This is a genomic window from Mycobacteriales bacterium (assembly GCA_035995165.1).
Classification (GTDB): domain Bacteria; phylum Actinomycetota; class Actinomycetes; order Mycobacteriales; family CADCTP01; genus CADCTP01.
The window spans coordinates 45784-64923 of the sequence record DASYKU010000019.1; the positions used below are offsets into that span (position 1 = coordinate 45784).

Annotated in this window: 19 protein-coding genes; 13 read left to right on the plus strand and 6 right to left on the minus strand. The window is 73.7% G+C overall.

Going from position 1 to position 19140, the window contains the following annotated elements; translation table 11 throughout:
- Positions 1 to 47 precede the first annotated feature (47 nt).
- From VGP36_03175 to VGP36_03190, 4 genes are read left to right on the plus strand one after another with little or no spacing between them, the layout of a single operon-like run.
- Positions 48 to 632: a class I SAM-dependent methyltransferase gene (locus VGP36_03175; protein ID HEV7653726.1), complete on the plus strand. Its 585-nt coding sequence runs from the start codon at positions 48 to 50 to the stop codon at positions 630 to 632.
- A gap of 36 nt (positions 633 to 668) precedes the next feature.
- On the plus strand, positions 669 to 1247 hold the full coding sequence (locus VGP36_03180) for a helix-turn-helix transcriptional regulator (protein HEV7653727.1): 579 nt from the start codon (positions 669 to 671) through the stop codon (positions 1245 to 1247).
- Positions 1244 to 2698 carry an MFS transporter gene (locus VGP36_03185; protein ID HEV7653728.1) on the plus strand — a complete coding sequence of 485 codons (1455 nt, stop codon included), beginning with the start codon at positions 1244 to 1246 and terminating at the stop codon, positions 2696 to 2698. Before VGP36_03180 ends, VGP36_03185 begins: the two co-directional genes overlap by 4 nt.
- 24 nt (positions 2699 to 2722) lie before the next feature.
- Positions 2723 to 3691: a DUF72 domain-containing protein gene (locus VGP36_03190; protein HEV7653729.1), complete on the plus strand. Its 969-nt coding sequence runs from the start codon at positions 2723 to 2725 to the stop codon at positions 3689 to 3691.
- 7 nt (positions 3692 to 3698) lie between these two features.
- Here the strand turns inward: VGP36_03190 and VGP36_03195 are convergent, their stop codons facing one another.
- Positions 3699 to 4196 (minus strand): pyridoxamine 5'-phosphate oxidase family protein, encoded by a 498-nt coding sequence (locus VGP36_03195; GenBank protein ID HEV7653730.1) that lies wholly within the window; start codon positions 4194 to 4196, stop codon positions 3699 to 3701.
- Positions 4197 to 4226: 30 nt separating this feature from the next.
- On the opposite strand from VGP36_03195, the gene VGP36_03200 reads away from it, so the two are divergent.
- From VGP36_03200 to VGP36_03210, 3 genes are all read left to right on the plus strand, one after another.
- A complete protein-coding gene (locus VGP36_03200) occupies positions 4227 to 4826 on the plus strand; it encodes a hypothetical protein (GenBank protein HEV7653731.1) in 600 nt (199 codons plus the stop codon).
- A 104-nt stretch (positions 4827 to 4930) separates the two neighbouring features.
- Complete coding sequence (locus VGP36_03205) at positions 4931 to 5188, plus strand: PspC domain-containing protein (GenBank protein ID HEV7653732.1); 258 nt, start codon at positions 4931 to 4933, stop codon at positions 5186 to 5188.
- Positions 5189 to 5390: 202 nt separating this feature from the next.
- Positions 5391 to 6935 carry a M28 family metallopeptidase gene (locus VGP36_03210; GenBank protein ID HEV7653733.1) on the plus strand — a complete coding sequence of 515 codons (1545 nt, stop codon included), beginning with the start codon at positions 5391 to 5393 and terminating at the stop codon, positions 6933 to 6935.
- A gap of 325 nt (positions 6936 to 7260) precedes the next feature.
- Here VGP36_03210 and VGP36_03215 read toward each other — a convergent pair whose 3' ends face one another.
- Entirely contained in the window at positions 7261 to 7998 is a 738-nt protein-coding gene (locus tag VGP36_03215) for a DUF1775 domain-containing protein (protein HEV7653734.1), read from the minus strand.
- Between the two features lie 38 nt (positions 7999 to 8036).
- Entirely contained in the window at positions 8037 to 9137 is a 1101-nt protein-coding gene (gene trpS / locus VGP36_03220) for a tryptophan--tRNA ligase (GenBank protein ID HEV7653735.1), read from the minus strand.
- Between the two features lie 30 nt (positions 9138 to 9167).
- On the opposite strand from trpS, the gene VGP36_03225 reads away from it, so the two are divergent.
- Together VGP36_03225 and VGP36_03230 are read left to right on the plus strand one after the other, a co-directional pair.
- On the plus strand, positions 9168 to 9515 hold the full coding sequence (locus VGP36_03225) for an MmcQ/YjbR family DNA-binding protein (protein ID HEV7653736.1): 348 nt from the start codon (positions 9168 to 9170) through the stop codon (positions 9513 to 9515).
- A gap of 144 nt (positions 9516 to 9659) precedes the next feature.
- Positions 9660 to 10490, plus strand: a complete 831-nt coding sequence (locus tag VGP36_03230; GenBank protein ID HEV7653737.1) for an aldo/keto reductase — start codon at positions 9660 to 9662, stop codon at positions 10488 to 10490.
- A gap of 1 nt (position 10491) precedes the next feature.
- Here VGP36_03230 and VGP36_03235 read toward each other — a convergent pair whose 3' ends face one another.
- Together VGP36_03235 and VGP36_03240 are read right to left on the minus strand one after the other, a co-directional pair.
- Complete coding sequence (locus tag VGP36_03235; GenBank protein HEV7653738.1) at positions 10492 to 11826, minus strand: amidase family protein; 1335 nt, start codon at positions 11824 to 11826, stop codon at positions 10492 to 10494.
- An 82-nt stretch (positions 11827 to 11908) separates the two neighbouring features.
- Positions 11909 to 12514: a DedA family protein gene (locus VGP36_03240; protein HEV7653739.1), complete on the minus strand. Its 606-nt coding sequence runs from the start codon at positions 12512 to 12514 to the stop codon at positions 11909 to 11911.
- Between the two features lie 43 nt (positions 12515 to 12557).
- On the opposite strand from VGP36_03240, the gene VGP36_03245 reads away from it, so the two are divergent.
- Positions 12558 to 13478: an NADP-dependent oxidoreductase gene (locus VGP36_03245; protein HEV7653740.1), complete on the plus strand. Its 921-nt coding sequence runs from the start codon at positions 12558 to 12560 to the stop codon at positions 13476 to 13478.
- Positions 13479 to 13534: 56 nt separating this feature from the next.
- Here the strand turns inward: VGP36_03245 and VGP36_03250 are convergent, their stop codons facing one another.
- A complete protein-coding gene (locus VGP36_03250; protein HEV7653741.1) occupies positions 13535 to 16777 on the minus strand; it encodes a S8 family serine peptidase in 3243 nt (1080 codons plus the stop codon).
- A gap of 429 nt (positions 16778 to 17206) precedes the next feature.
- Between VGP36_03250 and VGP36_03255 the strand changes: the two genes are divergently transcribed.
- From VGP36_03255 to VGP36_03265, 3 genes are all read left to right on the plus strand, one after another.
- Positions 17207 to 17914: an FCD domain-containing protein gene (locus VGP36_03255; protein ID HEV7653742.1), complete on the plus strand. Its 708-nt coding sequence runs from the start codon at positions 17207 to 17209 to the stop codon at positions 17912 to 17914.
- Between the two features lie 66 nt (positions 17915 to 17980).
- Positions 17981 to 18856: a hypothetical protein gene (locus VGP36_03260; protein ID HEV7653743.1), complete on the plus strand. Its 876-nt coding sequence runs from the start codon at positions 17981 to 17983 to the stop codon at positions 18854 to 18856.
- Between the two features lie 46 nt (positions 18857 to 18902).
- A complete protein-coding gene (locus VGP36_03265; protein HEV7653744.1) occupies positions 18903 to 19136 on the plus strand; it encodes a PTS glucose/sucrose transporter subunit IIB in 234 nt (77 codons plus the stop codon).
- Positions 19137 to 19140: the final 4 nt, after the last annotated feature.

Here is a 19140-nt window from a genome sequence, read left to right on the forward strand (position 1 = left end):
AGGTGTTACCCCGAAATCGCCTGGACGCACCGGCTTACGGTCGAAGCATGCTGCCGCCGGAGGTCGTCGCCTACTACGAGTGCGGCGACGAGCAGGATCGGCTGACCGCCCGGATCGGCCGGATCGAGTGGGCCCGGACCTGGGATCTGCTGCAACGGCACCTGCCGGCGCCGCCGGCGACGGTGCTGGACGTCGGCGGCGGCCCGGGGGCGTACGCGATCCCGTTGGCGCTGGCCGGGCACCGTGTCCACCTGGTCGACGCCATGCCGCTGCACGTGCAGCAGGCCCGCGATGCCGCCGGGACGACGCTGGCCTCGGCCGAGGTCGGCGACGCCCGCGCACTCGCCTTCCCGGACACGAGTGCCGACGCGGTGCTCCTGCTCGGCCCGCTCTACCACCTGCTCGAGGCGGCCGAGCGGGACGCCGCGCTGGCCGAGGCCCGGCGGGTCCTGCGTCCCGGCGGGGTCGTGATGGTCGGGATCGAGGGCCCGGGCCGGCTGCTCGCCGACGTCGACGACTGGCTGGACGATCCGGACCGCCGCGAGTGGCTGCTGCACCAGCTGCGCCGGGTCGAGGCCGAGCCGTCCCTGCTCGGCGCCAGCCAGCACGTGATGGCGGTCGCCGACAAGTGAGTTGACGCGCGGAACTACTCACGTGAGAGTGGTCGCGTGAGTTCGAGCCGCCTGTACGTCCTGATGCTGCTGGAGCGCCACGGCCCCATGCACGGCCACCGGATGCGGCTGACCGCCCAGCAGGACCGCCTCGACCTGTGGACCGACGTCCGGCCGGGCGCGCTCTACAACGTGCTCAAGCGGCTGGCCGCCGAGGGCCTCATCGAGGCGACGGCCAGCGAGCGCGCGGGCTCGTACCCGGAACGCACCGTGTACGAGCTGACCGCCGCCGGCCGCAAGGCGCTGACCGTGCTGCACGACGCCGCGCTGCGCCGGGTCGTGCAGCCGCCGGATCCGTTCGACCTGGCCCTGGCCGCCGGCGACCTGGCCGACCCGGAGCAGCTGCGGCACGCGCTGTCCGACCGCCGGGACGCCCTGGCGACCCAGCGCACGGCGCTGGCGCACCAGCTCCAGTTCGCCGACCCGTACCTGTCCGTCGCGGAGCGGAAGGTGCTCGGGCACCTGAAGGTCCGGCTGGACGCCGAGATCGACTGGCACGAGGACGTGCTGGCCGAGCTGCCCGAGATCCTCGCCGACTTCGACCGGCGCCGGTCCCTTCCGATGGAGGAGCGATGAGCACCGAGCCGGTCACCAGCCCACGCCAGGTGCCGGCCCCCGCCGGCCGCAGCCTCGCCGTCCTGCTGGTCGGCGCCTTCATGGCGCTGCTCGACACGACCATCGTCAACGTCGCGCTGCCGAGCGTGCAGCAGGGCATCGGGGCGAGCTCCAGCCAGCTGGAGTGGGTCGTCTCCGGCTACCTGCTCGCGCTCGGGCTGGCGCTGATCCCGGCCGGCCGGATCGGCGACCGCATCGGCCACCACCGGCTCTACGTCGCCGGCCTGGCCTGCTTCACCGCCGCCAGCCTGGCCTGCGGGCTGGCCCGCAGCCCGGGCCAGCTCATCGCCGCCCGGGTCGTGCAGGGCCTCGGGGCGGGCGTGTTCTTCCCGGCCATCGCCGCCCTGATCCAGTTGCTGTACGCGGGACCCGCCCGGGGCAAGGCGTTCGGCGCGCTCGGCGCGGTCATCGGGCTGTCGACCGCGCTCGGCCCGCTGGCCGGCGGGCTGCTCATCCAGGTCGCCGGGGCCGACGACGGCTGGCGCTGGGTATTCCTGGTGAACGTGCCGATCGGGCTGGTCGGCGTCCCGCTGGCCTGGGCGCTGCTGCCCCGCGACTCGGCCCGCCACGGCCACCGGCAGGCGGTCGACGGCGTGGGTGTCGCGCTGCTCACGGCCGCCCTGCTGGCCCTGCTGGTGCCGCTGATCGAGGGGCAGCGCCGCGGCTGGCCGGCCTGGACGTACGCGACGCTGGCCGCCTCGGCCGTGCTGCTGGTGGTGCTGGGCTGGTGGCTGGTGCGGGTGGAGCGGCGCGGCGGCGACCCGCTGGTGTCCCCGCGCCTGCTCCGGCAGCGCTCGTTCGCGGCCGGCACCGTCCTCGCCCTCGTCTACTTCGCCGGCTTCACCAGCGTGTTCTTCGCGCTGTCGATCCTCTGGCAGACCGGCCTCGGGCACAGCGCGCTCTCGGCCGGGCTGGTGCTGCTGCCGTTCCCGGTCGGGTCGCTGATCACGGCCGCCTTCTCGGACCGCTTCTCCGCCCGCCTCGGCCGTACGGTGCTGGTGCTCGGGTGCTCGATGCTCGCTGCCGGGCTGGCCGCCGTGCTGGTGATCCTGGAGGTCACCGCGCCGTCGCCGGCCGGCTGGCAGCTGGTGCTGCCGCTGGCGATCGCCGGGCTCGGGAACGGGTTGTTCATCGCGCCGAACATCGACTTCGTCCTGTCGGCCGTGCCGCCGCGGGAGGCCGGGGCGGCCAGCGGGGTGCTCAACACCGGCCAGCGGATCGGCTCGTCCATCGGGATCGCGGTGATCGGCACGATCCTGTTCGGCACGCTGCACGTCGCCGGCCCGCAGGACGTCGCCCGCGCCTTCATCCACAGCGCCGAGCTGGCCACCGGGGCCAGCGTGGCGATGGTGCTGGTGGCGCTGGCGCTGATCTTCGCGCTGCCGCGGCGGCTGAAGCACGCATGGCAGTGAGCCGGACGTGGTAGTCAGCGCGACGTGAGCGACATCCGGACCGGCATCTCGGGCTGGCGGTACCCGCCCTGGCGCGGCGTCTTCTACCCGCCCGGCCTGCCCCAGCGCCGCGAGCTGGAGTACGCCTCCCGCCGGCTGCGCACGATCGAGATCAACGGCTCCTTCTACTCGCTGCAGCGGCCGGAGTCGTACGCGCGGTGGGCGGCCGAGACGCCCGACGACTTCCTGTTCGCGGTGAAGGGGCCGCGCTTCGTCACGCACATGAAGAAGCTGGCCGGGGTCGAGGCGCCGCTGGCCAACTTCTTCGCCTCCGGCGTGCTGGCGCTCGGGGCCAAGCTCGGGCCGGTGCTCTGGCAGCTGCCGCCCACCCTCGGGTACGACGCCGAGCGGCTGAGCCGGTTCTTCGCCCAGCTCCCCCGCACGACCGGCGAGGCGGCGGCGCTCGCGGCCGGGCACGATGAGCGGATGGAGGGCCGGGCGTTGCTCACTGCCGCGGTCGACCGGCCGCTGCGGCACGCGCTGGAGGTCCGGCACGGCTCGTACGAACGGGCCGAGTTCGTCGAGCTGCTGCGGGCGCACGACGTCGCGCTGGTGGTCGCGGACACGGCCGGGAAGTGGCCGGCGCTGCTCGACGTCACCGCGGATCACGTCTACGTCCGGCTGCACGGCCACGAGGAGCTGTACGTCAGCGGCTACGACCCGCCCGCGCTGGAGCACTGGGCGGCCCGGATCCGGACCTGGGCCGCCGGCGGCACGCCGGCGGACGGCACCACGCTGGCGCCGCCGGCCCCGCGGCAGGACCGGGACGTCGTCGTCTACTTCGACAACGACGTCAAGGTCCGGGCGCCGTTCGACGCGATCGGTCTCGCCGGCCGGCTCGGTGTCTCGCCGCCGGAGGACCCGACGCTGCCGGTCGGCCGCCATCGCGAGGTCGAGGAGGAGGCCCGCACCGAGTGGCCCGGCATCGCCCGCACCGCCCGCACCGACCCCTGACCTCCCTTCAGGTGCGGGCGCGGCGGCGGTAACCGACCCCCTCGTGCCAGGACTCGATGACCATGTGCGGCAGCTCGATGTGCACCAGCACGACCTCGGTCGGCTCGATCCGGAACAGGTCGGACCCGTCCGGCTCCGGCGCCGGATCGGGCCTCCCGTACGCGGTCCAGAACGCGGCCAGCTCGGCCGGGTCGGTGACCAGCACCGCCCGGCCGGCGAACTTCGCGTCCCCGGGCCAGGACTCCGGGTCGCTCTCGTCCGCGTCCTCGGACTGGGAGTGGAACGCGACCCGGGGATCGCGCCGCAGGTCCCGCCCCTTCACCGCGTCCGGCATCGAGCCGGTGAACACGTCGTCGCCGGCGAACTGGATCTCCGCCCCGCTGATCCGCGGCGATCCGTCGCCGCGCACCGTCGCCATCGTCTTGTGCTTGTGCCGGTCGAGCACGGCCCGCACCCGGGCCGCGAACTCCGGTGCATCCTTCTCGAACTCCGCCCACCGCGCCATGGCCCCATCCTGCCGAGGAGCACCGACGAAATGGACCCCTTCGAGCGGCTCGCGGACGCGACCCGGCGACTGGCCGAGCTGACCCGCGACCGCGCCCGCACCGGGCGTACGCACCAGGACGCCGACGACGAGACCGGCACGGTCGCGACCGACGGCGCGCTCGCCTTCGACCCGGTGCCGCTGCTGCGGGCGCTGGACTCTGCCGGCGCCCGGGTCTGCGTGATCGGCCAGGTCGCCGGCATCCTGCACGGCTCGGCCGAGCTGACCGGCGACCTCGACCTGCTCTGGGACGGCGACCCGGGCGCGGCACCGGCGCTGGCGGCGGGATTCGCGGCCGCCGGCGTCACGCTCACCGACGACGACGGCACCCCGGTCGGACCCGGCGGGCTCGCGCGGCCGAAGGTGCTCTTCACCGGCCCGACCGCGACCGGGGACTGCTGCACGCCCGCGCTGCCCTGGGGCGACCTGCCGGTCACGGCGTACCTGGACCGCTGCGAGGTCGCGACCGGACCGGACCTCACGCTGCGCTGGCTCCGCCTGGAGGACCTGATCGCGATGCGCCGGGCGGTCGGCCGGCCCAAGGACCGGCGCCGGGCGGCCGAGCTGGCGGCACTGCGGGGAGAACCCTGAGGCGGGGAATCCGGGTCCGGGTCCGGGCTGTCCCCGATGTGGCGGGGGTCGGTCCCGGCGCACTCTGGATCCCGTCACCGAGACAAGGAAATGAGGGAATCACCGTGAACGAGATCCACGCCCGGTTCGCGCAGGAGGGTCTGGTGCGGCCGCGCGAGGGCCGCGTGCTCGCCGGCGTGGTGGCCGGTCTGGGCCGCCGCTTCGGCATCGACCCCTGGCCCGCCCGGCTGCTGTTCATCCTGATCCTGCTCGTCATCCCGGGCAGCCAGATCCTGATCTACCCGCTGCTGTGGCTGCTGATGCCGCGCGAGACCGCCGCTCCGGCAGCTCCCTTCGGTCCGGCCGACCCCAGCGTCGCCTGACCACCACCCCACGGACGGCCCGGACCGAGCAGGTCCGGGCCGTCCGGTCCATCCGATGCCGAAACATCACCGCACGGTTTTGTCGCTGACTGTCGGTGCGGTAAAGGGCATGCAAGTATCCCCAAGTCCGGACCAATGACGGTCCGACGACAAAGGGGGTTCGATGCGTCTACCCACCCGGTCGCGGGCACGAGCGGCCACGATGATCGCGCTGCTCGCCGCCGGCTCGGTCGTGCTGTCCGCCACCCCGGCGTACGCCGCCAAGGCCGCCGCCAACACCACGCTCGGCACCAAGCTGGCCCGCGAGGTCACGGTCAACGGCGTCAACCGGCACCTGATCGCGCTGCAGCGGATCGCCGACACCAACGGCGGCACCCGCGCCGCGAGCACGCCGGGCCACGAGGCCTCGGCCACGTACGTGCACGACAAGCTGGCCGCCGCCGGCTGGAACGTCACCTACCAGGACTTCGACTACGAGTTCGCGGTCGAGACCGAGTCCTTCACCGAGGTCGCGCCGACGCCGCGCAGCGCCCCGACGATCGACATCATGGAGTTCTCCCCGCAGACCCCGGACGGCGGCATCACCGCGCCGCTCGCCGTGGTCCCGAACGGGCAGAACCCGACGGGCCCCGGCTGCGTCGCGACGGACTTCGCCGGTGCCACCTACACCGGCACGATCGCGCTGATCCAGCGCGGCGGCTGCGCCTTCGCGCTCAAGGCGCAGAACGCGGCCGCCGCCGGTGCGGTCGGCGTCGTCATCTACAACAACGCCGCGAACCCGGACGAGGAGATCAACGGCACGCTCGGGACCGAGGCGGACGCCCGCGTCCCGACCGGCGGCATCACTCGCGCCGAGGGCGAGCTGTTCGTCGCCGATGCGGCCGCCGGCCCGGCCACGGTGAACCTGGTCCTGCAGTCCCGCCCGGAGACCCGGACCAGCCGCAACGTCGTCGCCGAGACGCCGGGCGGCCGGGCGGACAACGTGGTGATGGCGGGCGCCCACCTGGACAGCGTCCCCGCGGGCCCGGGCATCAACGACAACGGCACGGGCAGCGCCGCGCTGCTCGAGCTCGGCCTGAAGCTGGCCGACGAGAAGGTGAAGAACAAGGTGCGGCTGGCGTTCTGGAGCGCCGAGGAGCTGGGCCTGCTCGGGTCCCAGGCGTACGTCGACACGCTGTCGTTCGAGCAGCAGCTCGACATCGCGCTCTACCTGAACTTCGACATGATCGGCTCGCCGAACTGGGGCGAGTTCGTCTACGACGGCGACGACTCCGACGGCGAGGGCGCCGGGCCGGGGCCGTTCGGCTCGGCTCAGATCGAGTCGCTGCTCACCGGTTACCTGAGCGGCGCCAAGGCCGTGCCGACCGAGGGCACCGACTTCGACGGACGCTCGGACTACGGGCCGTTCATCGCGGTCGGCATCCCGTCCGGCGGCACGTTCACCGGGGCCGAGGGGATCAAGACGCCGGAGCAGGCGGCGAAGTGGGGCGGCACGGCCGCGATCGCGTACGACGTCTGCTACCACCAGGCCTGCGACAACCTGGGCAACGTGAACCGGCCGATCCTGGACAAGAACGCGGACACGGTCGCGTTCACGGTCGGGCGGTACGCGCTGGACACCAGCGACATCAACGGTGTCGGCGCCCGCGGCGCGGCGGCGACCAGGGCAGCGGCGAAGGCCAGGGCCGCCCGAGCGGTCACCGCGGCGACCCGGGCCGCACCGGCCCCGAATGGCGCCGCGGCGTAACGGGACCCGGGCCGTCCGGGACCACCTGGCCCCGGACGGCCGGACCCCCGGGACCGAGCCGTCCGGACCCCGAGCCGGGCCGTCCGCTGATTTGGCTCCCCGAACGCCGGATCTCCGGGTAAGGTAAAGCTCGTGCCATAAACGCCAAGTCCCAGTCAAGGCGAGGACGGCACAGCGCCCAGGCGGGCGGCCGGATCCCCACGGTCCGGCCGCACCGGGGTCCGCCGGGGCGCGTGCAGGATGCGGTAAGGCGGGCGGCCCGGATCCCCACGATCCGGGCCGCCCTCAGGCCCACTCACGCCAACCGCGCGAATGGGACGTCAGGCTATCCGGCGGGCGGACCCGTCCGGCGTCGGGCGGCGATCACGATCCCACCCAGAATTACCACGCCGATCAGCACTCCGCCGAAAAGCCACTCGGCTGCGGCACCGGCGCCGCCGTCCTCGGCGGCCTCCGTGACCGGCGTCGCGGCCGGGCTCGAGGCGGCCGCGGTGCTCGGCGCGGGGGCCGTCGTGGCCGGCGCGGCCGTCGTCGGCGCCGGCGCGGTGGCCCGCGGCAGCACCGTCGCCCCGGCCGCCGCCTTCGTCAGCGCCACGATCGGCGCGGGCTGGTCCGGCTCCGGCACCGACGCCGAGGGCACCTCGATCCAGGCGTCCTGCGTGCCGTCCGCGTACGACTGGACGGTCTTGAGCACCAGCCGCTCTCCGGCCGGCAGCTGCCGGACCCGCAGGCCCAGCCGCAGCGACCGCCCGACCGGCAGCGCCGGCCCGGCCACGGTCGCGACCCCGCCGGAGCCGGTCAGCCGCCACCCGCTCGGCCCGGAGGCCAGCCGCAGATCGGCCGGCACCAGCCCGGACGGCAGCTGGATCCGTACGCCGGTGATCCCGGACGTGCTCGACTCGGCCTCGGCGGTCATGGTCAGCAGGACGTTCGTGGCCAGGGCCCGGGCCGGTGCGGCCTCGACCTCGACGTGGGCCAGGGCTGGGCCGGCAGCGGCAACGACGGTGGCGGCGCCGGCGAGCAGCACCACGACGCAGCGGCGAACGGTGGGGGCGATCGTCACATCCACCAAGGTCGTTCCCGCGGCCCGAACGGTTCCCGCTACAAGTGCATCAGTTGGTGCACCTCGGCCAGGGTCTTGCGGGCCGTGGTGCGGGCGATCTCGTTGCCCCGGTCCAGGACGTCCCGGACGATCGACGGGTCCGCGGCCAGCTCCGTGCGCCGGGCCCGGATCGGCCGGAAGTGCTCGTTGACCGCCTCGGTCACGTACGCCTTGAGCTTGGCCGAGCCGCCCGCCCCGATCTCGTCCGCGACCGCCTGCGGGGTGGTGCCCGCGGCGAGCGCGGCCAGCAGCAGCAGGTTGGCCACGTTCGACCGGCCGAGCGGGTCGTACGCGATGTGCGGGTCGGAGTCGGTGACCGCCTTCTTCAGCACCGCGGCCGTGGTCGACTCGTCGTCGCGGATGAAGACCGCGTTGCGGGCGCTCTTGCCCATCTTCCTGCCGTCGGTGCCCAGCAGCATCGGGGCCTCGCCGAACAGCAGCGTCGGCTCGTCGAAATACCGCTTCTTCTTCGAGTACGTCCGGTTGAAGCGGCGCGCGATCTTGCGGGTGATCTCCACGTGCGGCAGCTGGTCGCGGCCGCCCGGCACCAGGTTGCCGTGGCAGAACAGGATGTCCGCGGCCTGGTGCACCGGGTAGTTGAACATCAGCCCGGTCACGTTGCCGGCGCCGAGCGTCTCGATCTCGGTCTTCACCGTCGGGTTCCGGTCGATCTCGCTGACCGAGACCAGCGACAGGAACGGCAGCATGAGCTGGTTGAGCTCGGGCACCTGGCTGTGCCGGAAGGCCAGCCCGCGCTCGCTCTGGATGTCGAGCCCGACCGCGAGGTAGTCCAGCACGATCTCGGTCATCGAGTCCTGCAGCGCGGTAGACCCGGCCCGGTCGGTCAGGGCCTGGTAGTCCGCGAGCAGCAGCCAGGTCTCCACCCCGTACGACTGGACCTCGACCCGGCGCTGCAGGCTGCCGAAGTAGTGCCCGAGGTGCAGCGGGCCGGTCGGCCGCTCGCCGGTGAGGACGCGGAACTTCTCCGGCGACTCCTTCAGCCGGGCCCACGCGTCCGCCGACAGCTTCTCGGCCGCGTGCAGGCTGTCCTCCGCCGCGGACTCGTGGAACAGGCGGTCGGTGACGGCGGACTCACTCACACACCAACCGTACCGGGGCAGGATGCGGGCATGAGCCCCGAGGACCTGTTGCGGCACTGCCTGGCCAAGCCGGGCGCCTGGGAGGACCAGCCCTGGGAGGGCGATGTGGTCGCCAAGGTCGGGTCGAAGATCTTCGCCTTCCTCGGCGCGGACACCCTCGGCCTGAAGTGCGGCCGGACCCGGGCCGAGGCCGACGAGTGGCTGGCCCGCTACCCGGACGACGCCACCGTGATGGCCTACATCGGCCGGTACGGCTGGAACACGCTGCGGCTGCGCGGCGCGATCGGCGAGGACGAGCTCCTGGAGGCCCTCGACGCCTCGTACCAGGACGTCGTCGCCCGGCTGCCGAAGAAGGAGCGGCCGGCTCAGGTCCGGTAGCGGATCCGGCAGTCCGGCAGCCGTTCGGCGATGGACTCCTGGAACCGCGGCCGGGGTGCCCGGGTCGGCGCGGATCACACGGCTACCCCGGCGCGCAGCGGGGTACCACTGGGCCTGACACCCCCGAGGAAGGGACCACCACCCGTGTCCGCAGTGCCCACCATCCTGCTCAACAACGGTGTCGAGATCCCGCAGCTCGGGTTCGGCGTCTTCCAGGTGCCGCCGGAGCAGACCGAGGAGGCGACCCGGACCGCGTTCGAGGTCGGCTACCGGCACGTCGACACCGCCGAGATGTACGGCAACGAGGAGGGCGTCGGGAAGGCCGTCCGCTCCTCCGGGCTCGGCCGGGACGAGGTCTTCGTCACCAGCAAGCTCAACAACGGCTTCCACGCCCCGGACGCCGCGCGGACGGCGTTCGACGGCACGCTGGCCGCGCTCGGCCTCGACCACGTCGACCTGTTCCTCATCCACTGGCCGCTGCCGGAGGTCGGCGACTACGTCGAGACCTGGCACGCACTGGAGGAGATCTACCGCTCCGGCCGGGCGCGCGCGATCGGCGTGTCCAACTTCCAGCCGCACCACCTGCGCCGGCTGCTGGCCGCCAGCGAGGTCGTGCCGGCGGTGAACCAGATCGAGGTGCACCCGTTCCTGGTCCAGGACGACGTCCGGGCGTTCGGAGCCGAGCACGGCATCGTCACCGAGGCCTGGTCGCCGATCGCGCAGGGCCTGGTGCTGGACGACCCGGTGATCACGAACGTCGCCAAGCGGCTGGAGCGGACGCCGGCCCAGGTCACGCTGCGCTGGCACATCCAGCGCGGCGACGTCGTCTTCCCCAAGTCGGTCACCCGCTCCCGGGTCGAGGAGAACTTCGCACTCTTCGACTTCGAGCTGTCCGCGGACGACATGGCGGAGATCACCGCGCTGAACCGGGACCAGCGCACCGGTCCGGACCCGGACACCATGAACAGCGTCTGAGCTACACCCCCGGCGGCGGCCGGTAACCACCGATCTCCGCCGCCAGCAGCTCGGCGAACGTGATCGCGGTGTCGTCCTGGTAGCGCGGCCCGGCGATCTGCAGCCCGACCGGCAGCCCGTCCGGCGTCGGCCCGATCGGGGCGGCGAGGGCGGGCAGCCCGGGCAGGGCGGCGTGCGCGACCCAGAACGACTGGTCCGCGTACGGCCGGCCGGCCACCGTCCGGGCCGCGAACGGCCGGTCGTCGTGCGGCGGCGCGACGGTGAAGTCGACCGGGGACAGGAACACGTCCACGTCCCGGAAGTACCGCCGCCAGGCCGCCCGGTACGCCATCCGCCGGGCGTCCTCGCGCATGAACTCGGTCAGGCTGCCCTCGGCCTGGTCCGGGTCCTGCACCGCGAAGAACGCCCCGACCTGGGCGCCGAACGCGTCGTACCCCTCGATCGGGTCGACGCCGGCCGGCCAGCCCACCACCACCCGGGCGCCGGCCCTGGCGACCGCGTCGAGCGCGTCGGACAGCGCCGCGCCGACCTCGTCCGTCACCGGCGCGCGGGCCGAGTCCAGCACCACCCCGACCCGGTACGACCCGAGCCGCCGGTGCCGCGGCGCCGGCAGCTGCCAGCTGAAGCCGGGCAGCTCCGGCCCGGCCGTGACCGACAGCGCCAGCCGCAGGTCGGCGGGCGTGCGGGCCAGCGGCCCGATCGCGGAGAAGTACGCCAGCTCGCTCGGCAGCTGCAGCGGCCCCGGCGGCGCGAACCCGGTCGCCGGCATCAGCCCGGCCGTCGGCCGCAGCCCGTAGACCCCGCAGAACGCGGCCGGGATCCGGATCGAGCCGACCAGGTCCGAGCCGTGCTCCAGGTAGGTCAGCCCGGCCGCCAGCGCGGCCGCCGCCCCGCCGGAGGACCCGCCCGCGGCCCGGTCCGGGTCGTACGGGTTGACCGTCCGGCCCCAGAGCGGGTTGTCGGTCTGCCCGAAGTCGGCCAGCATCATCGCCACGTTGGTGGTGCCGACCACGATCGCCCCGGCCCGGCGCAGCCGCCGGACCACGGTCGCGTCGTCGTCGGCGACCGCGTGGGCCCAGTCCGGGTTGCCCCAGGTCGTGGGCAGGCCGGCCACGTGGAAGGCGTCCTTCACGGTCACCGGCAGGCCGTGCAGCGGGCCGCGGGCCGGCATCGCGTCGGCGTTCGCGGCCGCGGCCAGCGCCGCCTCGGGCCGGACGGAGGCGAGCGCGCCGAGCTCGCTGGCGTCGATGCGGTCCAGCAGTTGCTCGGTCAGCTCCCGGGACGACACCCGGCCGGCCCGCAGCTCGGCCAGCGCCTGCGTCGCGGAGAGGATCACGCGGCGCGGCCGATGCAGAGAGTCACCGGGCCACGATGCCCCATCGCGGGCGCGCGCTCTACGGCCGGAAGGCCGGAGGCGGTCATGCCATCCGGGCCTTCTTGCGCCGCTGCAGGAACCAGCGGACCGCCTCGATGACCCCGGCCGTGCCGAAGGCCAGCCCGAACGCGAGCAGCAGCCCCTTCCAGGTCTGGTTCTCGAACGTCTTCCCGCCGATCGCCCCCAGCCCGGTGTTGTACGCGCTCCAGACCACTACGCCGGCCAGGTCGGCCAGCGCCCAGGTCCGCCAGGGGAACTCGGTCGTGCCGGCCACCAGCGACACCGCCGTCCGGCCGCCGGGGACGAACCGGGCCACCGCGATCAGCGTCCGCCCACGCTGGTCGAGCGTCCGCTCGGCCCAGTCCAGCGACCGTTTCCCGCGCTCGCCGCGGAGGAACTTCTCCGCCGCCCTCGTGCCGAGCTTCCGCCCGATCCAGTAGCAGGCCGAGTCGCCCAGGAACGCCCCCGCCGCCCCGGCCAGGAACACCAGGAAGATGTTGAGGTCACCGCTGGAGGCCAGCACGCCGCCGGTGACCACGATCGTCTCGCCGGGCAGCAACGGCAGCACCGCGTCGCCGGCCACGACGGCGAAGACGATGACGTAGGCCCAGCTCGACCCCGAGAGGGCGGCTGTGATCTGGTCGAACACCTCTCCGGCTTACCCCACCGGCGCACCGGGTACCGATCGGGTCATGTCACGAGCAGTGCGTTTCGACCGGTACGGCGACGTCGATGTGCTCCACGTCACGGACGTCGAGGATCCACAGGCCGGACCGGGACAGGTCCAGGTCACGGTGAGGGCGGCCGGCGTCAACCCGGGCGAGGTCCCGATCCGCGAGGGCGCGTACGAGCAGCAGTGGCCCTCGACCTTCCCCTCCGGCCAGGGCAGCGACTTCGCCGGGGTCGTGTCCGCGCTCGGCCCGGACGTCACCGCTCCCTCCGTGGGCACCGAGGTGATCGGCTGGAGCGACGAGCGCGGCGGCCAGGCCGAACTGGTCGTGGTCCCGGCCGCCCAGGTCGTGCCGAAGCCGCCGGAGGTCCCCTGGGAGGTGGCCGGCGGCCTGTACGTCGCCGGCGGCACCGCGGTCGGCGTGGTCGACGCGGTCGCCCCGCACCAGGGCGAGACGGTCGTGGTCTCCGGCGCCGCGGGCGGGGTCGGCGTGATGGCCGTCCAGCTGGCCCGGCGGGACGGCGCCGACGTGATCGGCATCGCCTCGGCGGCGAACGCGGACTGGCTGTCCGCGCACGGCGTACGCCCGGTCCCGTACGGCGACGGGCTGGCCGAGCGGCTGCACGAGGCCGCGCCCGGCGGCCTCGACGCCTGGATCGACCTGTACGGCGGCGGCTACCTCGACCTGGCCGCGTCGCTGGGCGTGCCGCCGGAGCGGACCGCGACGATCATCGACTTCGGCGCGGCCGAGAAGACCGGCGCCCAGGTCGTGTACGGCTCCAACACTCCGGGCGCGGCCGCGCTGACCCTGCTGGCCGGGCTCATCGCCGGCGGCGAGCTGGACGTGCCGGTGGCCGCGGCGTACCCGCTGGACCAGGTCCGGGCGGCGTACACGGAGCTGGCGAAGCGGCACACCCGCGGCAAGATCGTCCTCGTCCCGTAGACACAGCAGGGCGCCCCTCCCGGTGACGGGAGGGGCGCCCTTCTCGTGCGTGCGGACTAGCTCACGGTGTACGCGTACGGCACCGCCGCGACCTCGTCCGTGCTCCCCGTGATCGGGTCTACCGCGTCCAGGAACAACGTGCCGCGAACCACGCTGCCGCGCGCCCCGGTCGGGGTGATCGTCAGCTGGATCGAGCCGTTGGCCCCGGCCTCGACCGACACCGGGCTCGCCGCCGGCGCGGTCGCCGACACGTAGCTCAGCAGCGGGTCGCCGGTGGCCGAGGTGACCGCCGGGTCGAACGGCCGGGTGTGCGCGGAGGCGGTGAAGTGCATGTTCACCGTGCCCGCCCCGGCGTCGGTGAACGGACCGCCGCCGATCGTCGGCAGCGCCAGCCAGGTCTGCGGCGCCACCAGCGGGTCGGACACCGTCACCGACGGGCTGGTGCCCACCGGACCGGCCTCACGGTCCGGGTCGCCCTCGAAGGCCAGGTCCTCGGCGTGGTCGGCCGGGAACGGGGACACCTCGAAGTTGAACGGGCCGTCACCGGTCGCCGCCATGTGGAACGAGTCCGACTCGGTCGGCACCCGCGCCGCCGGGAACGGGCCGAGCGGCGCGTTCACGATGGAGAAGTCGGCGTTGTCGACGACCAGCGGGGTGTCGGCCCTGCCGGCGAGCCGGCCGTCCAGGAAGTACGCCTGGTCGGCGGCGCCCCGGTTGCTGAACCGGACCGTCGTGGTCACCGGCGTACCGGCCTTGAGGCGCGTCCCGGCCGAGTTCGGCACGCCGGACACCGTCACGTCCGCCGCGTTCAGCGAGATCTTGCCGGTGAACGGCGTCTCCAGCGCGGTGCCGGACATCGGCCCGAACACCGCCACCGCGATCCGCCACCGGCCCGGCTGCGGGTTCACGTGGGTGAACTGCAGGCCGGCCACCAGCGAGCCGTCGGCGCGGGCGTTGGTCTTCTCCGAGACCGGCTCACCGTTCGGGTCGATGAGGAACCCGTACAGCTGCTGGTTGGTGTTGCCCTTGACGGTGAAGCCGACCGACAGCGACTTCGTGCCGCCCCTGATGTCGAAGTCGTACCAGGTCCCCGGGTTCGGGACCCCGCCACGGCCGTTGCCGCCGGTGAACGTGCCCGAGAACGAGCCGCCGTTGCGGTCCAGCGGGACCAGCGTCCGCAGCGTGATCGGCACGACCGTGGTCGCCCCGGAGCCGGTCAGCGTCAGCGCGTCGCTGGTGTCACTGGCCTTGCCCGGCGCCGGCACCGCGGCGACGACCGTGCGGGTGGCGCCGGCCGGGATGACCTGGGCCTTGGGCACGCCGACCCCGGCGGTGCGGTTCTGGAACGAGGTCGCCCCGAACTGCACGGTGCCGGTGAAGCCGACCGCGCCCGGCGAGCTGTACAGGGCCGCGGTCCAGTTGCCCGACACCGGCTGCGGGATGTCGACGACCGCGAACCCGCTGCCCGCACCCTGCGGCAGGCTGTAGCCGGAGTACGTACCGTCCGGCTCGAGCAGCACGAGCCGCACGGTGAACTGCCCGTTGCCGGGCCAGGCGATCGAGGCGCTGAGGTGATCGGCGCCCTTCGGCACCGCGAAAGTCGTCTTGGTGAAGGTCCGGGTCGTCCCGAACGCGTCGACGAACGTCGGCAGCGTGTCCCGCGGGAACGGCACCGACTTGGCCACCGTGCTCAGCACCTTGGTGGTGGAGCGCACCGCCGCCTGCACGACCTGCGGCCGGCTGCCGACGTTGGTGACCTGCAGGTGCGCGGTGGCGACGCCACCGGCCCTGGCGGTCAGGTTGAGCTGGTTGACGCTCGCCACCAGCTCGCCGTCGGCCGGCTTGGCCCCGCCGTGCACCGAGCGCGCGGCCTTGACCGCGGCCTCGGAGTCGAGCAGACCCGCACCCTGCAGGGTGGTCGGCAGGCCCAGGTCGTCGGAGGTGCTGGTGAGCAGCCGCCGGACCAGGTCCGCCGCCGGGCTGGCGCCGTGGTGGCTGTCCCGGTACGCCTGGATGACCAGCGCCGCGGCCCCCGCGGTGAGCGGGGCGGACTGGCTGGTGCCGCCGAACTGCTGGATCGGCGACGGGTCGCCCTTGTTGTCCGCGCAGTCCAGGAACTCGTCGGTGTTCGTCGAGCACAGCGCCCAGCCGAGGTCACCCGGCGCGAGCAGGTCGATGGTCCGGCCGGGCTGGGTGAACCCGCCGGAGCTCAGCGACGAGATCGCGTTGCTGCGGTACTTGCCGTTGCCCAGCTGGAAACCGTTGCCGGTGGTCTGGGCGTAGCTGCGGAAGATCGTCGAGGCGCCGACGGAGATGACGCCCGGCGAGCTCGCCGGCGAGCCGATCGTGTTGTTGTCGCCGGAGTCGCCGCTGCTGGCCACGACCGTGACACCGGCCCGGACGAGCTGCTCGTTGAACAGCGCGGTCGGGTCGTCGTTGGTGTCCGGGAACTGGTTGCTGCCGAAGGACTCGTTGACCACGTCGACGTGGTCGACGGTCACCGCGTAGTCCAGCGCCTCGAGGATGGAGGAGTTGAACGCGAAGCCGCCGGCCGGGAAGACCTTGAGCCCCACCAGCGAGGCGCCCGGGGCCATGCCCAGGACGCGGATCGTGCAGCCCGCGGGCAGCGGGTGCGCCGGGTTCACGAAGTCGGCCAGGTCGTACGTCAGCCGGCCCTGGGCCGCGATCGAGCTCGCGTCGCCGAAGGCCTCGGCACCGGAGGTCACCGCGTTCGGGCCCTCACCGGAGAAGTCCTGGTAGTCGGTGAAGACGTGCGAGCCGTCGGCCCGGATGAAGTCGGCGTTGTTCGGGTCGATGCCGTCGGCCAGCCACGCGACCTTCACGCCCTTGCCGGTCGCGATCTTCTGCGCCTCGACGGTGTGCGTGGTCTGCAGCGCCTCGGGCTCGAGCAGCGGCTTGGTCGGGTCGCTCGGGCAGATCGTGTTGGAGACCGGGCCCGGCGCGGACTTCGACGGCTTCTGGTCGTCGCGGGTCGGAGCGGCGACCAGCCGGTCCGGCACGACCGCGGCGACGGACGGGTCGGCGGCGAGCGCCGTGACCTCGGACGCCGGCACGCTGGTGGCGAACGCGTTCGTCACGTGCAGCTGGCGGAAGTCCTTGCCGCCGCGACTCTTGGCCTTGGCCACCAGCGGCGCCTGGTCGCGGTCGGTGGCCTGCGCGCGGCGGCCGGCGGTGGCCGGGGTCGCGGGCAGTTCGGCGTGCTGGTTCTTCAGCAGCACGATGACGTGCTGGGTCGGACCGGACGCGGACGGCGCGGGAGCGGGAGCGGCCCCCGCCACCCCCGCCAATCCGAGAACGCTTGTGGATACGGCGATCGCGCACACCAGCGCGCGACGGAGACCAGCTCGGGACACACATCCCCCAACAGGCAGAACGACAGTGGTCGGCCGGAAGAGGCCGTTGCGCACGCTACGTCCGACATAGCCAGTCTGATACGGGGTGATTGCAAAGGATCCCTATAGGGACCTTTTACCAAGGCGACAGAATCGATTCACGCCCGGCATGATCGTCCGGCGGCTTCCGGTCGGGCCCGGTCGGGGTACGGACCCGGACATTCGCCCCGTCACGGAGCGCCGGAATTCCCCCAATTACCCACCGCAGCCACGAGTTGTACGGTTTCCCGTCCCCTATGTATGGTGTGCATGATTGCGCTCAGGCAGGAATCGGAGACTCCCGTGACGGTGGGGAATCGACCGCCCAAGGCGGCGATGCTGGTGGCCCAGCGAATAGTCCGGGACATCGTCCGGGGTGGCCTGAAGCCCGGCAACCTCCTCCCTCCGGAACGCACCATGCTCGAGGAGTACGAGACCGGGCGCGGCACCCTGCGCGAGGCGCTGCGGCTGCTGGAGTTCCAGGGCGTGATCGCGCTGAAGCCGGGCCCGCGCGGCGGCCCGGTGCTGCTGGATCCGGACGCCTCCCACCTGGCCAGCACGGTCGTGCTGCTCATGCAGCTGAAGGAGGCGCCGTTCCGGACGATCGTCGAGGTCCGTACGGCGCTGGAGCCGATGATCAGCTCGCTGGCGGCGACCCGGATCTCCGACGAGGCGGTCACCGAGCTCGGCGGCACGATCGACTCCATGCGGGAGAACCTGGGTAGCCAGATGATCTTCCTGGAGGCCAACAAGCGGTTCCACGACATCATCGCCTGGTCCTCGGGCAACGCGCTGTTCGGCTACATCGTCGACTCGCTGCTCGGGATCATGGACGGCACGATCATCGGGATCGACTACCCGAGCCCGCGCCGGGCCGCGATCCTCAAGGCCCACGAGAGCATCTTCGAGGCGATCCACGCCCGGGACGAGAAGGAGTCCGAGGCCCGGATGCGCACCCACATCGAGGAGTACACGCAGTACGCGAAGCGCAAGTTCCCCGAGGTGCTGGACGAGGTCATCCAGTGGGACCGCACCCTGCCGTGAGCTGATGTATCGCCGGGCGCCCCCGGCGGCTCTTCTCCCCGACGGGACCCGCCGCGGAGGTGAGCAGTGCTCGCAGTTCTCCCCACCATTCGACACCCGGCCCCGGCCCGCCCGGTCCCGGCGGGCCGCGCGGCGGAGGGCGCGTCGCACGACGCCGGCGGAGTCCGTACGGCCGGCGTGCCCCCGGCCCCCGGCACCCACCGGCCGGTGCGGGTGGGTGGCGCCGGCCACCCGGTCGCGGCGCTGCGCCGGCCGGCGTTGGTCGGGTTGCCGGCGGACGTGCGCCGGGTGGCGACCGTGCTCGGGCTGTATCCCGGGCCGGCGCCCGACGCCGGCGCGGTCGCCGCGCTGGCCGGCCTGTCCCGGGCGGCCACCCGCACCGCGCTGACCTGGCTGGTCCGGGCCGGCCTGGCCGTCGAGGCCGGCGACCGCTACCGCCCGCTGGTCGAGCCGCCCGCCCCGCCGGACGCGGACGCCTGCCGGGAGCGGCTCCGGCAGCACCTGCTCGCGACCGCCTCGGCCGCCTGCGCGGTCGCGGCCGCGCGCGGACCCGCCGTCGCGCTGCCGCCGTTCCACTCCGCCGCGGCCGCCCGGGCCTGGCTCGAGGCCGAGCGGCCGACCCTGCTCGCGCTCGCCGACCCGGGCTTCGCCGCCCGGCTGGTGCCCTGGTTCGCCGCCTACCTCGACGCCACCGGACGGGGTGCGGACGCCGCCATGCTGCGGGCCCGGGTCCGGCCGCCGGCGCCGCCCCGGCCCGGTGGCCGGGACCTCCTCGACCGGGCCCGGCGGTGCGCGGCGCGCGGCCGGCGGGTCGAGGCGCTGGCCTGGTTCGCCGAGGCGTACGAGCGCTGCGCGCTGGCCGGGGACCGGATCGGCCGGGACGAGGCCCGCCGCGGCCTCGATGCGGCGCTGACCCGGCGCCTCGAGGCTTCACTGGTCTAGACCGGTGCCGATACGATCGGTGTCCCCCTCTCCCCTGGAGGTCACCGTGGGCAAGGCCGAGGCGATCATCGCCGGGCTCGGCGGCGCGGACAACATCGTCGAGATCGAGCCGTGCGCGACCCGGTTGCGCTCCGAGGTGCACGACCCGGGCAAGGTCGACCGGGCCGCGCTCAAGGCCGCCGGGGCGTACGGCGTGCTGGCCTCGGGCCGGGTCGTGCAGGTCGTCGTCGGCCCGGAGGCGGACACGCTGGCCGGCGACATCGAGGACCTGCTCTTGTGATCGT